Raw genomic sequence first — 18723 nt, 5'->3', positions numbered from 1 at the left:
ACTATTCAGTAGCCACTTCCTGGCCGCTGCGAGGTTTTTGTGAAGTACTGGTGAGCCACCGGCTGCCCTCAATACAATAGCCAAATGAGATCGCTGACCGCCAAGCTCATGGACCGTTCCATCCTGCTCGTGGCGACGATCGGCATGGTGGCTCGCCAGTACGATTTCCCCAGCAAAAAGGTCTGGACCGATGTGCTGGATGACCGGCCCTATGCTCTGCTCGGGCTCATCTGCGTGATCGGTGTATTCGGTGCCTTCACCCCGTTCCAGTCGTACGCGGGCCGGAAAAAGGTGGAACGCAGGTCGGCGGTCCGTCAGCAGGTACTGACGCACTTCGGGAAAATGCTCGCGGTGGCCAGGCAGGCCCAGCCGCCCATCGAGACCGGTGACCTCGGGCTGCACATCTGGCGGATCCGCAGGTCCTTGCGCCACCCGCTGCACGGATATCTGCAGCGGGCGGCGACGTACCGCCTCGGCAGCACCCCGACCACCAGGTCCTTCGCGCCGACGAAGGGCGTGGGAGTGGTGGGCCTGTGCTGGAAGCGCAATGAGGAAGTGTCCATCGACGTACAGGAATTGGCGAGCCGGTTAACCGACCAGGCGACGTTCGACGCCCATCGGGACCGGGAGGGCGCCGACGCCGTCATGGGTTTCACCTGGACCGACTTCCAGCGGGTCGCTCATCGTGGAGCCGTCTTCGCCAGCCCCATCAGGGGAGGCGGCGGGGACTTCATCGGGTGCGTCAGCATCGACGCCCGGCACGGCCACGACTCCATGAACGTGGACGACTTCTGGCACGAGGTCAATTCCCTCTGCTCCCGGCTCGGCCACGACGACCTCGACCACCTGTGACCCGCCGGCGGCCGGCGGTCGGGGCGCGGGCCCCTAACGGCGGCCGGCCTGTGCCTCGGTCAGCGCCTTGAAGGCGGCCTCCGGGTCCTCGGGCTCCTCGGCCCACGCGTCAGGGTCACAGTTCGGGACCGCGCGCCTGATACCGCCGCGCGGGTCCGGCACATCACCGAAGTGCCGCGGGATCAGGTGGATGTGCAGGTGGTCAACGGTCCGGCCGGCCGCACGGCCCTCGTTGATGCCGATGGTGTACCCGTCGGGGCCGTGCTTCTCGGTGAGGCGCTCCTGCGCGGTCAGGATGAGGGCGTAGGCGTCCTTGAGCTCCCTCGGTGTCAGCCCGAAGAACGACTCGACGTGGCGCTTCGGGACCACTTCCACATGGCCGGCGGCGGCCGGGAAGTTGTCGTACCGCACGTAACAGGTCTTGTTCTCCTCCATGACCTGGTTGACCTCGGGCCGATGCGGCTGGCAGAAGATGCACGCCGCGCCGTCCGGGGATTCCCCTGCGGAGCGCCGGGCATCCTTTCCGTCGGCCTTGGGCCGTGTCCAGCGGGTCAGCCATTGCGAGAAGAGAGACAATCTGAGTCCTAACGAATTCCGCACCGAGGCAAAGCTGATTCGTCGCGATCCGGTGAACAGGTTTTCAAGAACCAGCGCTTGAGGACTCATTGCTCGATTCCACTCCTTCGCTCGGGGTGCATCTCCACTTCGCACTTCTGAGGGTAGTGGCGGGGATCGACGCGTCCTGGTGGGCCGGCAGCGGAATGCTTCGTTCCGGACAGTCCCTGGCCCGCTCCGGCGCACTGGCGGGGAACGTGCGGGCGTAGTGGCGCAATTGTGACAGTCACCGGATGAAGCAGACCGACGGTGAACATCCCAGAACGGTAGCGAAGTCGACAGCGTGACGCTAGCTGCGAGGGGACTCTGTGCGGGTGAGAACGCATGAGCGTCTCGGTGCCGATGGCCGGGTCGCGAACCGACGTTTCGGGCCGGGGATCACTCCTTTCGAAAATGATCATTTCGCTCTCTCCATTCCCGCAAAAGAACAAGCCGGCGAGCACACAGCAAGGCGTCCGGAGCGACCCGCAGCCCCCCTCGCAAGATGACGATACGCAATCGAATGGTCACCCTCCGCCCGAGTCGCCCCTTGCGGTCCACCGGCCCGGTGAAACGCGGACACGGCAGGCGTAGGCTGTGCGAGATGCCGTATTTGCACTGTTTGTAGCGCTGGAGGCGGCGCATGACCGACCCGTACGGCTTCCTGAAGCGCCCTCGTCGGCCCGTGCCGGCCCGCCCCGTCGAGGAGCGCCTGAACGACTGGGACGAGGTCTACGCGGGGCAGGCGCTGCTGCCGCTGGTCTCCGAGCAGGCGGGGCGCTGCATGGACTGCGGCATCCCGTTCTGCCACAGCGGCTGCCCGCTGGGGAACCTCATCCCCGAATGGAACGCGTACGCGTCGCGGGGAAACTGGCGGGCCGCGTCCGAGCGGCTGCACGCGACCAACAACTTCCCGGAGTTCACCGGGCGGTTGTGCCCGGCGCCGTGTGAGGACGCCTGCGTACTGGCCCTCAACGCCGACCCGGTGACGATCAAGAACGTCGAGCAGGCCATCGCCGACGAGAGCTGGGAGCGCGGGTACGCGTCACCGCGGCCGCCGGACCGGCTCAGCGGGAAGACCGTCGCCGTCGTCGGCTCGGGCCCCGCAGGGCTCGCCGCGGCGCAGCAGCTGACCCGGGCCGGTCACACCGTCGCCGTCTACGAGCGCGCGGACCGCCTCGGCGGGCTGCTGCGCTACGGCATCCCCGCGTTCAAGATGGAGAAGTGGCACCTGGACCGGCGCATCGAGCAGATGCGGGCGGAGGGCACCAAGTTCCGCACAGGTGTGGACATCGGCCCCGACCTCGACGCCACCGACCTCAGAAGGCGCCACGACGCGGTGATCCTCGCCGTCGGGGCGATGGAGCAGCGCGAGCTTCCCGTACCGGGCCGCGAGCTGTACGGCATCCATCAGGCCATGGGCTATCTGACGCTCTCCAACAGGGCCGGCGAGGGCGACTACCCCGCGTCCCCCCTCAGCGCCGAGGGCCGGCACGTGGTGATCGTCGGCGGCGGGGACACCGGCTCGGACTGCCTGGGCACCGCCCTGCGCCAGGGCGCGGCGTCCGTCCTGCAGCTGGACATCAACCCGGAGCCGGGGGACGCCCGCCGGGAAGCCGAGCCCTGGCCCACGTATCCCAAGGTCTACCGGATCTCCCACGCCCATGAAGAGGCACGCGGCCGCGGGGGCACGGACCCGCGGCTGTTCTCCTCCGCCACCCTCCGCTTCGAAGGGGACGCGGACGACCGCGTACGCGCCCTCCACCTGACCGAGGTGGAACCCACCGCCAGACGCCCCCGGCCCGGCACCGAGCGGGTGCTCCCCGCCGAGCTGGTCCTCCTGGCGCTCGGCTTCTCGGGCCCCCGACGGGACAGCGGCCTGGTCGAACAGCTCGGCCTCACCCTGGACGCCCGCGGCAACTTCGCCCGCGACACCGGCTTCGCGGCCGTACGGCAGGAGCGCCCCGGACCGGCCCGCCCGGCCGCACCGGACGGGATCTTCGTCGCGGGGGACGCGGGCCGCGGCCAGTCCCTGGTCGTGTGGGCCATAGCCGAGGGCCGCGCCGCCGCAGCGGCCACCGACCGCTACCTGACCGGCCGCACCACCCTCCCGTCCCCGGTCTCCCCGACGGACCGCCCCTTGGTGGCGTGACCTCACCAAGCACCGCGCACGCCGAACGGGCGGGGCGGCATCCTCCTCGCAGCCCAGGCCGCGCAGCACGAGCTGCTGCAGCCGGCCCTGACCTGCCCGAACGAGGTCTTCTGCAACTCGCTTCAGGCCGCTAGCTTGAGCCGCATGCTAAGTCAGGTCATCCCGTTAGTCGGTGTCTTGCTGGGCGCGGCCACCTCGTTCTTCGCCACCAGCCTGGCCGAGCGGACCAAGTTCCGGCAGACCATGGCCACTCGCTGGGACGAACGCAAGCTCGACACCTACATCGAGTACGTTTCCTGCGTCAAAGAAGCGATCCGGGCCGCCAGGCAGACGGTCGAAGCACGGGAGCACGGCGCGGACGCTTCCGAACCGCTGTCGGCGATGGAGGCTGCGGAGGCCCGGCGCTCGATACTGTTCGAAGGTCTTGTGCTGCTGAGCGATGACGCGGCTTCGCAGGCCGCGATGGTGGTCAACGAGCGCCTCTGGGCCGTCCTGAGGCGCGTCCGTGACCCGGCCGGCGATTCCGGCAACGGCCGCGAGTTGGGGTCTTCGGTCGTTGAGGCCCTGAACGTCCTCCACAAGGCAGCCCGAGCAGATCTGGCAATAAACAGAAGCCTCGGCGGCGGGACGCCGGGGTGACTCGGCCGACTCGAAGGCCCTGAGGTCGGGGACGCCCGCACGGCATTCCGACGGAGCGCAGCTAGACAGTGGCGGGTTTCCCGGGGCGCCACGTCCAACCGAGGTCGCGGAGCGCGTCGGAGCGATCCAGGACTATCGCGACGCGCGTGGCCTGCTCTTCTGCGTCGTCGTACTCAGGGTCCTCGGTCGACTGGTCAGGATGCTTCCGATAGATCTCGCCAGGCTTCTCCTGCATCCAGCCCTGGGAGACGGCCTCGGCCGCCAGCAAGGGGCCTACGTCCTCGAAAGCGGGGATGGCCGGCCAGCCGCCGTGGAGCGCGATGAGGTCTGTGTAGATCGTCGCCGTGGTGCCCATCACCGGAAGGGCGCCACGGCGCAGCCCCTCGGCCAGGAAGTGGGGCGGCAGACGGCCGGGTTCGGGGTCGTACGGGCCGGGGACGAGCCGGCCGTCCGGGTAGAGGTCGAGGCAAGGCGCTACGGTCCACGCGAGGTCAGGATTGGCGGCCAGAGCCTCGATGTCGCGGCTGACCGTGTATTCGTCGGCGAACAGGTCGTCGGCGTCGAGTGCCCGGGTGAGCAGGCCCGCGGCGCGGTGCAGGGCAAGCGTGCGCGCGCGTGCAGCTCCCCCCGTACGGCCGGCACCCTTCGAGATCCACGGAAGATCCGGCAGCTGGTCGAGTGGCTTACCGGTCTTTCCGTCCTCCTGCACCACCCACTGCAGAGACCAGCCCGCCGGGAGCCGCTGGGAAGCTACAGACTCGTAGGTCTCGGGTAGGTAGGCATCGCCCCCGGCATACACCGGGGTGATGACAGAGAAGATCGGCATTACGCCCACCGCTCCAATCGGGTAATGAACCGCACCTCCGCGCGGTCACCAGGGCAGGGAATGTCCGCAACCTCCACGACGCGGCCGGTCGTGCCGTGGGTGAGCCTGCGAACGCGCTTCATCGGCACCCCTGGTGGGATGCGGACTCCGTACGCAGATACTCCCGCACGGACCCGATCGTCCGCCCGGAAGCCCCCGGATCCCCTCAGACGCCGTGGGCGTGCCTCACGGTCCCTCCTCCGCACGCTGAAGACCCACCGGCTCGAGGCGGGCAGCTAGGCGGACGGTGGTTCGTCCCGGCCGGCCGACTGGTTCGGCTCGTCGTCTGAGGTCGCACCGGTCCGCGGTGCGGTGCCGCAGAGCGCTGCGGCACCGCACAGGGCGGACTCCGGGTCGATGGGAACGCCGTTGGAGCGCAACACGTCGCGGACATCGAGGATCAGCGGGAAGACCTCACGGTTCCGGTCCTCGCCCTGCTCGTCCCAGGCACGCTGCTCGGCCTCGACCGCCATCCGGTCCTGGGCGAACACCCGCTCGGTGAAGCGCCGGATGAACGGCCAGGCGAGATGAAGCGCCCCCGGGATCGGCGGCTTCTCAATCATCAGCAGGCCGTAGGCGTGATTGGTGCGCTGCTCGGCGTCCTCCGGTACGTAGGCCGCCCAGAGCGAGAAGGCCGGGCGTTCGGCTTTCTCGGGGACCAGGTGGAGGGTCTGATAGGGGTATTCGGTGCGGATCGTGATGACGTCGGCCGATTTACCGCCGCCGATCCCCTCGGCGGCGAGCAGACCGGCGCCGCGGTCCTTCTTCCCGCCGGCCTGGGTGAACAAATACCGGGCCTCCACGGATTGCGGACCGGATTCGTACCCGAGGAGCTTGGGCTGGATCCTGCCGAGGATGCCGCGGTGCAGGAACTGGTGATTCATGTCGAGCAAATTCTCGTGCATGAACGAGTAGTGACAGCGGACGGTGCGCGAAAAAGTCATCGTCCGGTGCCTGGCCGAATCGAACTCCGGCAACTCGGGCAGGCGCGCCGTAGCCGCCTTCTCCCGGTCACCCGGGAAGACGAAAACGAGGCCGTACGCCTCGCGGACCGGGTAGGCGCGCACCCCGCGCGGCGGCCGGTCGACCCCCTTGGGCAGATACGGGATCTGGGAGATGCGGCCGTTTCCTCGGTAGGCCCAGGCGTGATAGCAGCAGCGGAGCGTGTCGCCTTCCACGACCCCCATGCTCAGCGGCACCTGTCGGTGGGCACACCGGTCCTCCAGCGCGTAGACCGCACCGCTCTCACCGCGATACAACACGATCCGCTCACCCGCGAACGCGGCAGCGAACGTCTTGTTCCTCCGCACGCTCCCGGACACCGCGACCGGATACCAGAAATTCGGATTGATCCCGGTGCGCCTGAGGTCGGCCACGGCTCCGGGTTCCTCCTCATGCGCCGGGTAGCGGTCTCTTGCCGACCGGTCCGGAATTGTCTTACCTCGTGCGGGCAGTGGCTCGGCCATACAGGTCTCCCTCGCCGCAGGTCACCGTTCATGGCAGAACGGAAAAATGCCGGTTTGATCAATCATCCGCGGCGCAACCGGGTTCCGCATGACCGACGCGTGGACCGTGCGCAAGGCATGACCCCGGCGTGACCCGGATTCCCGACCCACGGGCCTGCCTGCACCGCAGCAGCCAGCGCCACCGACCCGCGCATCGTGATGACCCCGCTGCGGCTGAGCGCCGCCTTGGACCCGGGTAGCTTCCGGTGCCGCCGTGGGAGTGGGAAAACTGCGACCGGACAACGACGAAGGTCCCGACCGCCGAGCGGTCGGGACCTTCGTCTGCCCTGCTGGGCGAGCGCGGAGGATGCGAGATTCGAACTTGTGAGGGGGTGCCCCCAACACGCTTTCCGCATGTCTGTCTGACTGTTCGGTGATGGTCATGAACGTCCTGACCTGTGGTGGTGCAGTTCGCCCGTCCGGACTCCCCAGTGCGGAGCGCACTCGTGCAGAGCGTCTACCCGATCGACCTCGTGCCGTCATCCCCAAGCCACTTGTCACTGATGTTGATCGCCGGCTGAATGACTTCCGGATAACGGTCCGGAGGATACTCCTGCTGGATCTCCTTGCCGGTTCGCCGATCCCTGATGATCTTTACGCCTGCCGCCTTCATTTTCTTAAGTGTGCCGATGGATTCGCCCGAAACGAGCGCGTTGAAAGCTTTGATGGCCTGGGCCGATTGCTGAACACTGTCCCTGCTCACGACCCCGCGGTTCACATTGATCATGGTGTTCGTGTATAAGGCGCGAGGGTCCCGTCCGACAAATTCTCGGCTGGTCTCGCCGATGCCGTCAAAGAACAGGTCGGCGATGTTCTCCGGCCATACTTCTGTAATGATCTTGCGCGCAACAATCAATCCCGTCGCGCTGGAGTGGCATTGTTTCCCCTTGCCGACGAGGCGGACGATGCGCTCCTCGTCGACTGGCCACCTCGGGACTAAATCCTGCACCTGTTCGGCGGTCAGTCGCCCGCTGGTCCAGCGCATCCAGTGAAGGCCAGCTGCGCGGTTTGCGAGGATCTTGAGCGCGGCCGCATACACGTTGGAGTTGCTCTGCCTCATCTCCGTGATCTGTGCGACGAAGTCGCCAGCTGCACGGACGCGACCGCCGTCAATCGCAGCAAAGGCTTCCGGGCTGAGGTGGTACGTGACCTGTGCGGTCACGGTGATGCCGGTCTCGATGATGGCGGCGGCCCGGTGCTGCCCGTCGATGAGGCAGCCGTGCGAGTCCAGAGCGAACCCTTGGTGTGTAGTGCGAAACTGCCCATTTCTTAGGATGCTCTTGAATTTGTCCACGTTGGAGCGCTTCAAGGGGACGCGGTTGCACGTCCTCTTTTCCATCCAGGCCGAACACTTATCGGGTGTCACTTCGGTGATCTCGGTGTATGGGCGCGGATCATCACTGCCTTCCTCGGTCACGCTCTGCCCTTTCCTGGCTTTATGTCGATGTCTTGGGGTCCTAGGGTGGCGTGACTGTGCGTATCGCCACTCCCTAGAGATGCTAGAGGGTGGTTCTTCGAGTTGCATCTGATTGTTGTATTGCAGGCATGAGTGACTATCTGTTTGATGATTGAGATTGATATTGACTTTTTTTGGCTACTTTTGCGCGATGGTTTGAGTTCCAGGGTGTGCGGCGCTGTCTCCCAGCCTCTCGTCTGTACGTGAACTTGGCTCCTCTGTGCCGTTCGCTCCGCCTGGGGGTGTGTTCGCAGCTGACGAACCTGTGTCGACTGCGCTTTACGCGACTAGAGCCGCGGAACCCCGTATGCCTGACAGGTGCTGAACTCTCCACTCAAACCGAGGTGTCAGGCGTTTGAGTGCGGCGCGGCATGAGGCTGCACGACGACATCCCGTCACTGTCACTTCCGCCGCCCACGCCCAGACGTCCCGCCTCGATGAGGCGCGCCGGCGTCGCTGTTGACTGCGCCCCGGCTGCCCGATCACCAGCCGGGGCGCAGTCAGGGTGCGGCTGACGTCCGGAGGGCCCGCGCGTACACGTCAGGGTTGCCGGCACCGGCCAGGTACAGGTGTGCCTGCGCGCTGCTTCGTCGAGCCGAGGGCCCTGGCGAGTGTGTCGTGTATCTCGGGGACGGCTGGGTGGAACGGCCCTGTTCGAGGCGCACGTAGGAGCCCATGCTGATGTGAGCGAACTGGTCCGGCTCCGCGCCGCAGGCCGCCGGCGATCCCCATGCGCTCCGACGCGACGCGCACCCGGCGGGCGCAGAAAGCCGCCGAGTGCCCGCGGGACGGCGCCGATGCAGTCGGCTCCGGTAGTACGGGCGACGGCCCGACAGCTTCTTCAGAGACGGTGCAGACGCCGGTGAGGAGCAGGCTGGACGTTCGCATCCGCCCGCGCGGCTGAGGGGTCCGGCTTCTCACCCGGCTTCGCATTCTCCGTCCTGACGGCAGGGCCGCCGGTCAGGACCTCACCGTGAACCAAGCAGGCAGCGGTCACCTGCCGTGACGCCCAGCGATCAGCGAGGCCGCCAGGGCAACCGAAGCCGCGGAACGACGAAGGTCCCGGCCGCTGAGCGGTCGGGACCTTCGTCTGCCCTGCTGGGCGAGTGCGGAGGATACGAGATTCGAACTCGTGAGGGGTTGCCCCCAACACGCTTTCCAACTCTGCATGCTGGGGTTCGTGACAGTTCAGGAGCGTTCAATTTCGAGGCAGTGCCCCCTGGCGCTGACCTGCTGAACGGGCGCGAACGGGGGCGGATGAGACTGCTGATGAGACTGGCGTCGCGCCCCGCCAATCACACCATCAAACCCGAGCGGGCCCGCCGCCAGCGATTGCGCCCGCCCTTTCGGCTGCCCGACACGCCCAGACGAGCTCGCGGTCCCAGGGAAGCGCCTCTGGTGGCGGGCCGAGCCTACGCATTACGAGTTGTCCGATCTTGCTGCGATAGCGTCCACTGCAGTCCGCGCGCTGGACGACCCAGGTCACAGCAAGCTCGCACGCGTCAATGAACGGCGGCGGACGCCGGTGGATGAAGCCGGTACTGAGACCACATCTGAGACCCTCACCGCCACAGCCCACCACGCTAGTCCGTCAACGTCGTAGGCGCTTGCGCCGACTGCCCATCGCGTGGAGGCGGGATGGCTCCAGCCGGCTCCTCCACAACGTCCTCGTCGTCGGGCAGCAGGACCGTCGGCGTCGCATGCGCGTGCTTGCGCACCAGGTACTCCAGAGCATGCTCATCCGTGGACTGATAGTCGAGCCTGTCCCGGTAAAAGTGAAGCCGCTGCTTACACTCCTGGATAACTTCACTCCACTCGCGGACCCATAGTCTTGCGTTACCGATCGTGTTGACCTGACCTGGGGGCAAGTGTGGCTGACACGTGAGGTTCCGCAAGACGTCATCCATGGAATTTCCAATGAGCCAGAAGTCCCAGTTCGCCTCGGTGCTTCTAAAGCGTTCATCAGCGATGACGGTAGTTGCGTATTTCACCAGCTGTGAATACTCGGCCATACCGAGTCTTACGTTTGGACGTTTGAGCTCCACGACCAGGTGATGAGGTTTTTGCACCCAAACCGTTGTCTTCGAGAGCATCAGGTCGACTCTCCCAGTGCTTCCATCCAGGACGCGCACATTAGTGTCTGCAGGCTCAGGCACCCTGAGGATCGACAGATGTTTTCGAAGAACTTCCGAGAGGCCACGTTCACTGACCATGAGCGAATATTCTTCGCCAAATACCCAAGCCTCATTCTCCAGGATCTTATGCAACTGATCCCGCTCTCTTGTCACCTTTTTCGCTTCAGGGTCGAAGAGCAGTATCTCCAGGGCGCGAAGGAAGTCAAGCCGGTCAGTAACCTCTGTGGATGTGCGAATCAGAGAGGTTAGACTTGTACGCTTCAGTAGAAGTCCGAGTTCCTCTTTCTCCTGGCGGGACAGGGAGAAGAATCGCTCAAGAATTTGCGGCGTCTGATCGGGCTTTGCAGCTAGCGTCTCCTTCAGCAGACCTAGCGTGGCTCTTCTGGCGTTACGGGCTTTAGGGATGTGCTTCGCGATAGTCGTTGCTACCGTATCGAAGGCTTCACGCTCAGTGAGCTCCGTCGGCTCTGTGGCCTCTCCCTCGTAGGGGTAAACCTGCTCCCTCTGCCACTCCAGGACCTGTTCCCGGCGACGGTCATCGACCCTACTCCGGAAGTGCTCCCGAAGGCGCCCTCTTGCCTGCTCTACCACTGCGGAGGCTGGGGAATCCTCATCCCAGTCCACCAAAGCTAGATCCTGCGGCCGATCCTCAAATCCCTGCCACGACAGATAGGCTGTGAAATTGAATCCTGGCGCCTGAATCTCCGGGCGGAGCTTTACCAACGGCATCCGCCTTGAGTCGCAAAGCGCAAGCTCGCGCGTTACGACTTTACGCCATTCAATAACCCTTAGTTCGGGACCAGGGAACTCGCCGTCGTCACCTAGGGTGTACACAGCAGAGTGGACTTGCACCTGCCCTGGATCAACCCGCTCCCCATCGAACGTCACTGATGAATCTGGGTAGGTTTCGAGATACAGAGCAAATTCCGTCGTCAACGCCGAGATCACCTTTGAGGTGTTCAGCAATCGATCCAGACCAGGAATTGCCCCCCACGCCTCGACTGTGGTTCCGGTATCTCCATTATCCGCCCCGAAGGTATCTATGCGATAGTTACGCATCGCTGTACGATCAGCCTCGATAATCGTCTTCATTTTTCCGTCGACACCCTCGCCAATGGTCGTCCAGCGCACGTGCTGCCCCAGCGCAAATGCGCGTACGCGACCCTGGCCGTTTCTACCGTGCATGGCCCGACGCTTATCCAACGAAACTAAGGCGGCCTTCTTCCATGAGCCGCCCAGCTTATCGAAGTAGGAGGGGCAGGACTCGGCTGGCATGCCGTGACCGTCATCCGAGACAATCACCTTGCTGACGCCGTCGAACTCATTACGCTCGATTTCCACGGTGACGGAAGTTGCGTCGGCGTCAAGTGCGTTCCAGATAAGCTCAATCACCGCACCGACTGGATCATTCAGCTTGGCGACGCCCTCGACGTGGTCCTGTTCGACCCTCAGCGTGATGCTCCCCATGGCCCCTCCCCTGGCGTTCCATCGAGCGGCACCGACCGCGTCGACTACCGTCAGTATCGACACCATGACGCTCACTGTGAACACCGCGATCACCTAAAGTTGGATCAGATCGCACAAGGCGTTGCTGATCGTGAGCCTAGGCCCGCGGCTACCGAGGGCGACGCCTTCACATGCACCCTGGCGCCGGCAACTCGCTTGGGCCAGTGCAGTCGAACTGCGACGCCACCGCCACCCACCCGGCTACTTCTCCGAGCCCTGGGCCTGCGCAATCGCCCGGCCAGGTGCCGCCAGCCCCCGCAGGCGGATTCATCAGCTCAGAACACATGTTCGAAATTCGGCGAAGTGGCTGGCCACTGGGTCGGGGTGGGTGGTGCAGCGTCGACGGAGCCCGTCAGCGTGCTGAGACTGGGCTCAGAACGTGGCCTCCCGGGGCCAGAACGGGTAGAGTCTTAAGAGTCGCTGAGGGTCGCGGACCTTCAGAAGTGGAGCCAGGTGACCTGGGGCAGACCGGGAGCCTGGCTCGGCGCATTTCTGAGCCGCTCAGCGACAGTCGGTGGGGACTTCCACCTCCAGGACAACTGCGTGGAGAGCCGCCCAGTAGGCGTCCTCTCCCAGTTGGCGGGCACGGCATGCGCCGGCGACAACGTCGGCAACCCACAGAAGCGGCTCTTGGCCGCCATGGACGTGCTCAATGCGGAAATCGGCACCCTTAGGAAGCACAAAACGCGCGCTCTGCACAGTCTGGATGTCCCGTTTGTTGAGCTGCGCTTCCCTGGCTTCCATGAACAGACGGTCGACGCCGAGGCTGTACAGCTCCGCAACCAGACGACTCAGGCACTTGCTGCGGGCTCGCTCCTGCTTGCGGGGCGGCACCGGCGAACCGATCGTCACGACGTGAACACCATCGATGCCCGCAACGCACTGGGCTGCGCGGACCTTCTGCCGCGCATCCATCTCTGTCCAATGCGACTTCGCAGTGTTCCGACGACCGCGCAGAGACTGCATGAGCTCGCGAGCGTCCTGTAGTGCATCGGAATCAACGACAGCAGCCGCTATCACGTAGAAGCCGGCAGAGTCCTTCTCCTGGAAGGACTCATCAGACCAAGCCGACTGGCCGGTCGAACGCGGGGACGGAATCACGGACGGCTCCTCGTGCAACGGCGGTCACTACCACTCCCTGCAGGCGCTCAAGCCTGTGAAGACAGCAACAGACAGCCGCCGTTTTAACGGCGTTGGTGTTGACCAGCCCGAAGGCTGTCCGTCGGAGGAGCCGGGACGGTCCGGGGGGAACTTCATCTTCCCACCAGGATTCTACGAGCTGGCGACGCCATGCATCCCCCTTTTCCTCGAAGGCGGATGCATCAGCAGACAGAGCTGGCGACAAGCCTCAAAGCCATGCAGCAGCAGGGCGATTGCTGAACTCCTGTAGACGTCGCCGTTGGTCAACCGCTGGGCCTCCTGGTCGACGTTCTCGGCAAGTTGGACCTCTTGGCGTCAAGTTCCCAGGGCGGTGGCCAAGGTACTAAGGGCGGGGATGGGGCGCGGCATGGGACGGGTGCGCATGGCGGTGCCAGCCGGGCTGGTCGGCTCCTCGGTGAGGGTCTCTCTGAAGGCGTGGAGCATCTCCTCAAGGTGTGCGCCGCGGGGGTGTTGGGGCGTGGTGGGGATGCGCGGTGTCGGGGGTTCGGTGACGTGGTCGCTGACCTTCTCCCACAGCGGGGTGAAGAAGCTGGGCTCGCCATCCAGGACGAGGACCAGGCGGCGAACTGTCTCCCAGTCGGGAACGACGCTGCCGTCCAACACGGCGGCGACGAGGTCCTGGTCGAGGTTGCCGCCGGAGGCGACGGCGATCGACCAGAGGCTGGGGGCGCCGGCGCGGTGGTGGAGGTAGCGCAGGGCGGAGTCGAGGCTGTGGGGGGCTTGGCGGTGGTCGCGTTGCTGGTGGGCCGCTTCCCACACGGTGCGCAGGACGGAGGGGTCGGCACCGCTGGCTCGGGCGATGCGGGCGGTGGTGTTCCAGTCGGGGAAACGCTCGCCGCTGAGGATGCGTGAGAGGTAGCTGGTAGAGATCTTCGCGCGTTCGCCCAAGGCGCGCAGGGTGAGCTGGGAGGCCCGCTGCAGTTTGCTGAGGACGGGGGCAAGCTGGTCGGTCGGGGGTGGCTCGATGACGGGAACACCTTCGGTGCCGGCGGAAGGCGGGGGTGTTCGGGGTGAGTCACCGTCGTCGTCTGCGGTGGGGGCCGGGGTGGCGCGCGGGCGGACGATGCCGCGGACGATGCGGTCCACGTCGTGGTACTTGCGGCGGACGGTGTCCTTGTTCAGGTTCAGTACACGGCCGAGCCGGGTCCAGGACACTCCGCGGCAGCGGGCCCGGGCCACGAGGGCGGGCCGGAGCTTTTCGACGCGCTGCTGGATGCGCATCAGCGTGGTCAGGGGCTCTTCACCCTGGGCGTCAGGGTTTTCCAAGGCCGCGGCGAGACGGAGCACCTCGCTCTCCAGGCTCTTGGTCCAGAGAGCCAGCTCGGCATCGAGCATGGCGGTATCGGGGGTGTGGTTCTCGCGCTGGCGCTTACGATGAGCGGCTTGGCGGCACGCGGTGCCGCAGTATTCGCCAGGCCGGCCGGTGCGCTGCGCCTTCAATTGGTTGCCGCAGTGCGCGCAGTGTTCCTGCGGCGGAAAGTATCCCTGCATGTCGTGAAGTCCTTGAAGCCCCGGGCCTGGGGCGACGAAAGGGGTTTCGTCGCCCCAGGGATTCGTGACAGAAACGGGAGATCTCCGTCTGTTCCGTAGGGAACTCGCAGAGATCGATGGCACGCCGGGTCAGCCGGCGCTCCCTCAGGTGCGTTAGTCGGCGGGGCGGTTTCGCCAAAGAGCCCAGGCCCAGACCAAGGCCGTGACCAGCAGCGATACCTGTGACAAGGTGCCCTCGGGCGGGGTGAGGACGAGGAGCGGCGGCGCGGGCAGGGCCGCGGGGGCCGGCGGGGCGGGCCAGTTGCCGGGAACGCCGGCGTTGTTGCCAGGCATGTTCACGCCGTAGGGGCCGCTGTTAGTGTCACTCGCGGATCGACGCGCGGAGTGTTTGATCCTGAAACGACTAGGGAATGTCGGCATCGGCACTTCCTTGCTCGTAGTGAAGTGGAGCGCGAGTCCGGGCCTCGGCAAAGGGAATGGGCTCGCGCTCCGTGAGCGTAGTAACACACCCAGTCGAAATGCCATTCGGCAAAAGCCGCCATCTGCCACCCATTCCCCCGTTTTCGGACAGTTCCGTCGCGGGGGGGACGGATATTCGGATCGCTTTCCGAATTTCCCGTCTCTTGACGTGGTGATCTTGGTATGTGACGGAACTCGGCCATCGCTCCCTCTGAGCAACGCCGCAGGTGAAAGGCCCCCTCTCAAGATGCGTCACCATCCGAGGCCCCACGATCGGCACCGTCCCGCCCCCACCAGCAGGCCACCGCGCCACACCCTGCGAGCAGTAGCGGTGACGGCATGGCGCGTCCCGCGGCGACCAACCTGCAGGTGCAGCGCCGGTTCTCCCGTCGGAGGGTGGAGGTACGAGCAGCGGCTCGCCTACGAGGGCGGTAGGGACCGGGGCCGTGCCGGCCTCGCCGTCCTCCCTATGCGCCTGCACGGCGACGGAGCAAGAGGTCGATGCGACACACCGACCACGTGTCGCCCTGATCTTGAAATCTCGCCTGGGTTTTCCATCCATCTACGACTGGAGGCAGCGTGCGTCTTGCCCACTACCCTGGTACGCACCACCTGAGAACGGAGAGTGCTCCACGGATGGGACCGAAGACGACGAAGGCTTACGAGGTGATCCGCGCTCGGATCGCGTCTGGCGAGTACGCCCCCGGCGCAAAGATCCCCTCAGAACGGAAGCTCGAAGAAGACGAAGAGCTGGGCATCCGCCGTACCGCACTTCGGCAAGTACTGGTCCGACTCGTGTCCGAAGGTGCCCTGGAGGTCTACGGTCGGAGTTCGTACCGGGTACCCGGCGCCGTGAGCGTCAAGACGCCCGAAGGGCTGGAGCCGTGGCGCATCCACGGCAAGCGGGACCTCTACGACAATCGATGGGTCAATCTCCAGGTCTGGGACGTGGAACCGCCCGGTGTAGAGCGCTTCGAGCATCACGTGGTGAAGCTCCACCACGTCGCCGTTACTGCGGTTCTGGACGACCGGGACCGCGTACTCATGATGTGGCGCTACCGCTTCGTCCCGCAGCAGTGGGGGTGGAGCTCCCGGGTGGCATCGTGGACGAAGGGGAGGACCCGGGCGGACACCGCGCTGCGGGAAGTCGTGGAAGAGACCGGCTGGCGACCGAAGTCTGTTGAGCACATCGTCACGTACCAGCCCATGGTCGGGATGGTTGACTCACCCCACGAGATCTTCGTTGGACACGGAGCGGAGCAATTAGTTCGCCACAGACCTCGAAGAGGCCGGCCACATCGAGTGGGTACCGCTGTCCGACATCCCAGGCTCATGGCGCGGGGTAGCTATGGGTCCGGCACTCTCGTCGGCCTGCTGCACATCCTCGCAAGCCGTGGCAAGCCGGGGTTACAGTCGCGCGCTAAGTAGGTCACACGACGACGCTGACGCACGACCGGTGCGGCTCGCCAACAGTCGTGCCTGCCGCAAGTGTGTTCCGCGCGTCGTACTCGGCACGGGCGAGGTGAGCTGCGCAAGGTCGGTGTGGAGTCCGGCCTGTGCGCGAACGAAAGTCGGTCGACAACGTTCAACCGCCGGTACAGGCTGGTCACCGCCTCGTCGTCACCCAGTAGACCAAGGATGTTGCCGGCCACCGGCCAGATGGCTGTCGTTCACGAAGATGCTCAGCATGTCCGGGTCACGGTCCTCAGACCCCGGCGGGATATTCGCCACGGCCGCATCGAGAGCGCGTCGGCAACTCGTCCGGCCTTCCGGCGTGGGCGCACAACTCCGCCTCAGCTGCGTACAGCCACGCCCAGAGCCGGGGCGAGCCGCCCTGACCGAGAGTGCGTTGAGCATCGCGTACCAGGTCGAGACCGGAGCGCCGGCCCGGCCCGCTTTCACACAGCACATACGCCTGCTCACCCATCGCGTGGGCAAGGTACATCGGTCTCAGCGTCGCGCGCAGCACGCTTCGCAAGTTCGTAGTGGCGCCACGCGCGTTCGACCGATCCCACGTCAATCGCCTGCCACGCGGCGAGGGTCGACGCCCTGCGAGCGCGACGGCCACGGGCCGGCGCACGCTCGGGAGGACAGAGAAGTTCAGCGCATCTTCAAGGCTGCGAGATGCCCCGTCATCTGGTCGATGAGTCCGGACGCGCCATCTGCCGGTCCATGGTCCGCAGTAGCTCGGTCTGGTCGTTGAACGTCTTCACCATGGATGCGCCGACGCTGCTGGCCGAGTCAATCCTGCTGAGCAGCTCGTCGTACCCGTCGGCCACCGTCGGCGCCGCGACGACCAAGCCGCCCTCAACTCTGCATCCGTGACGCCGAGGAGCTGCCGCAGGATCGCCGCGTAGCGGTTGGAGATGGTGCGCTTGCCGTTCTCCCACTCGGAGACGTACACACGCAAACTCGCGGTCGACGCGACATCAGTGACGTGCCGTCGGGCGTACTGCTCGATCTCGCGAACCAGTCGCTCCTGAACCAGCCACGCGCCGTTCGCGCGCTTCGAAGTCCTGTGCCCACAGGCCACCGCCCGGCGATAGGTCCACTCACTGACCTACCCAGCATGCCTCACATCGCCGCAGGTCAACAGGGGTTAACAGGAAGGGAGTTAAGCCCTGTTGGCTACCGACTCCCCACCTCAAGCCGTCTCCTGGAGATGCACCGAGGGGGCAATCGCCGCTCGAAGCGGCGAAGGCTCTTGACTCTGGTGCGCACCAGATGTGAACCTACTGGTGCGCACCAGATGGTGGAGTCGACGCCGATACACGGTGCGCAGAGCACTTCAGTACGACCTGCGCAACAACAGGGAAGTTGCCCATACGGTCACCCGGACCTGAAAACGGGAGGTCAAAGCAGGGATCTCTAGGCCCTGGACCTACGCAGATGGGGGTCACATCCCGGACGCCCGGCGAACCGCTCCCAAAGGCGGGTGAGGGCCTTAAGGCCCTGGATTTCTAGGAAGCGACACCGCCCTGCAAGGGCATGCAGTTGGCCAGTGTCGCCGGGCCACCGCCGCCCGAATCAAGGCGAAAAAGTACCAGTACTCACAGTCCTCGGCATCGCTGCACAGCAGCAGGGATGCCGGCGGCTGTGACCGCTCGTGCACTCAAGTCGAGAGGTCTCCTCACGACGGCGCGCGGCCCCGGGGGGCATCCCGGGGCCGCTTTCCAGGCCGTCCCACTGTGAAGGGAGCACGACCCGATGGAGTACATCGTTGCTGTTCAAGCGGGTGTTACCGCCGCTGATTTGGACCAGGGGCCGACGGCCGCGGAACTGGATGCGATCGAGGTCGAGATGCCTCTCATCTACGCGGAGGTGGAGCTGCTGGACGTGCGTATCGCGCTCCTCGACCGGGCGCCGTCCGAGCTGGACGCCCGGCGTCTCCGCCGGGCCCGCCGCAAGGTGCTCGCCGCCCGCCGGAACCTGCTCAACCGCAACGCCCCGCAGACCGGGGGTGCGGCATGATCCGACTCGTCACCCGAACCCGTCTCGCACGCCTGGCCGCCGGCGCGGACGCCGCCCGCGCTCGGACCTGTGAGGTGCAGGGGCAAGCCGACGCTGCCTACAGCTCCCACATCCGGGAGGTGTTCGCGCTCACCGCCCGCGCCGAGGCAGCCGAGAAGGACGCCGCGACCGCGGACCTGGGCGCCCGGCTGCTTCAGTCGGTGCTGGAGGACACGTCCACAGAGCTGACCCAAGCCCGCGAGGAGCTGGCCGCCATGGCGCGGCGTCTTGAGGAGCTGAGCGAGCCGCCGGTGGACGCGTCCGTGGTGCTGTTGCTCTACTACGGCGAGCCGCACAGCATCCACCCCGACAAGCCGACCGCCTACGCCTATGCGGCCACCCTCGGCGCCCCGCTGAACGGCTGGCGCCTGGCCGATGAACGCCCCGCAGCGGCGGTC

At 65.8% G+C, this 18723-nt stretch carries 13 protein-coding genes, 1 tRNA gene and 1 pseudogene; 5 read left to right on the top strand and 10 right to left on the bottom strand.

What is annotated here, in order from left to right; all coding sequences use genetic code 11:
• Positions 1-84: 84 nt before the first annotated feature.
• Complete coding sequence (locus SL103_RS34305; RefSeq protein ID WP_164492938.1) at positions 85-852, top strand: hypothetical protein; 768 nt, start codon at positions 85-87, stop codon at positions 850-852.
• Between the two features lie 33 nt (positions 853-885).
• On the opposite strand, the gene SL103_RS36680 is transcribed toward SL103_RS34305, so the two are convergent.
• Positions 886-1518, bottom strand: coding sequence for an HIT family protein (locus SL103_RS36680; protein ID WP_079146134.1), 633 nt, complete (start codon positions 1516-1518; stop codon positions 886-888).
• Between the two features lie 571 nt (positions 1519-2089).
• On the opposite strand from SL103_RS36680, the gene SL103_RS34295 reads away from it, so the two are divergent.
• Both SL103_RS34295 and SL103_RS34290 read left to right on the top strand, forming a co-directional pair.
• Positions 2090-3598 carry a glutamate synthase subunit beta gene (locus tag SL103_RS34295; protein WP_069572867.1) on the top strand — a complete coding sequence of 503 codons (1509 nt, stop codon included), beginning with the start codon at positions 2090-2092 and terminating at the stop codon, positions 3596-3598.
• A 144-nt stretch (positions 3599-3742) separates the two neighbouring features.
• A complete protein-coding gene (locus SL103_RS34290) occupies positions 3743-4237 on the top strand; it encodes a hypothetical protein (RefSeq protein WP_069572865.1) in 495 nt (164 codons plus the stop codon).
• A 61-nt stretch (positions 4238-4298) separates the two neighbouring features.
• Here the strand turns inward: SL103_RS34290 and SL103_RS34285 are convergent, their stop codons facing one another.
• The 8 genes from SL103_RS34285 to SL103_RS38175 all read right to left on the bottom strand — a co-directional run bounded on the left by SL103_RS34285 (position 4299) and on the right by SL103_RS38175 (position 14689).
• Positions 4299-5063 (bottom strand): glycosyltransferase family 2 protein, encoded by a 765-nt coding sequence (locus SL103_RS34285; protein ID WP_069572863.1) that lies wholly within the window; start codon positions 5061-5063, stop codon positions 4299-4301.
• Between the two features lie 275 nt (positions 5064-5338).
• A complete protein-coding gene (locus SL103_RS34280) occupies positions 5339-6568 on the bottom strand; it encodes an aromatic ring-hydroxylating oxygenase subunit alpha (protein ID WP_079146133.1) in 1230 nt (409 codons plus the stop codon).
• A gap of 496 nt (positions 6569-7064) precedes the next feature.
• Positions 7065-8024: a hypothetical protein gene (locus SL103_RS34275; RefSeq protein WP_244304110.1), complete on the bottom strand. Its 960-nt coding sequence runs from the start codon at positions 8022-8024 to the stop codon at positions 7065-7067.
• Positions 8025-9170: 1146 nt separating this feature from the next.
• Positions 9171-9308, bottom strand: a tRNA-Cys gene (locus SL103_RS38180).
• Between the two features lie 338 nt (positions 9309-9646).
• Positions 9647-11731 carry an ATP-binding protein gene (locus SL103_RS36675; protein WP_164492937.1) on the bottom strand — a complete coding sequence of 695 codons (2085 nt, stop codon included), beginning with the start codon at positions 11729-11731 and terminating at the stop codon, positions 9647-9649.
• 474 nt (positions 11732-12205) lie between these two features.
• Positions 12206-12805, bottom strand: coding sequence for a DUF3800 domain-containing protein (locus SL103_RS34265; protein ID WP_208870009.1), 600 nt, complete (start codon positions 12803-12805; stop codon positions 12206-12208).
• Between the two features lie 354 nt (positions 12806-13159).
• Positions 13160-14200: a helix-turn-helix domain-containing protein gene (locus SL103_RS34260; RefSeq protein WP_069572859.1), complete on the bottom strand. Its 1041-nt coding sequence runs from the start codon at positions 14198-14200 to the stop codon at positions 13160-13162.
• 309 nt (positions 14201-14509) lie between these two features.
• Positions 14510-14689, bottom strand: a complete 180-nt coding sequence (locus SL103_RS38175; protein WP_164492936.1) for a hypothetical protein — start codon at positions 14687-14689, stop codon at positions 14510-14512.
• Between the two features lie 762 nt (positions 14690-15451).
• On the opposite strand from SL103_RS38175, the gene SL103_RS34255 reads away from it, so the two are divergent.
• Positions 15452-16243 carry a GntR family transcriptional regulator gene (locus SL103_RS34255; RefSeq protein ID WP_244304109.1) on the top strand — a complete coding sequence of 264 codons (792 nt, stop codon included), beginning with the start codon at positions 15452-15454 and terminating at the stop codon, positions 16241-16243.
• Here SL103_RS34255 and SL103_RS39710 read toward each other — a convergent pair.
• Positions 16234-17219: pseudogene (locus tag SL103_RS39710) on the bottom strand (XRE family transcriptional regulator); the annotation flags it as partial. The gene SL103_RS34255 and the pseudogene SL103_RS39710 sit on opposite strands and share 10 nt — an antisense overlap.
• A gap of 803 nt (positions 17220-18022) precedes the next feature.
• Between SL103_RS39710 and SL103_RS34245 the strand changes: the two are divergent.
• The gene (locus SL103_RS34245) at positions 18023-18286 is read left to right on the top strand and encodes a DUF6284 family protein (protein ID WP_069572856.1); all 264 of its coding nucleotides are present in this window, start codon (positions 18023-18025) and stop codon (positions 18284-18286) included.
• Positions 18287-18723: the final 437 nt, after the last annotated feature.

Origin of the sequence: Streptomyces lydicus (assembly GCF_001729485.1) — a bacterium.
Classification (GTDB): domain Bacteria; phylum Actinomycetota; class Actinomycetes; order Streptomycetales; family Streptomycetaceae; genus Streptomyces; species Streptomyces lydicus_D.
This window is presented reverse-complemented; position numbering and strand designations above follow the sequence as displayed.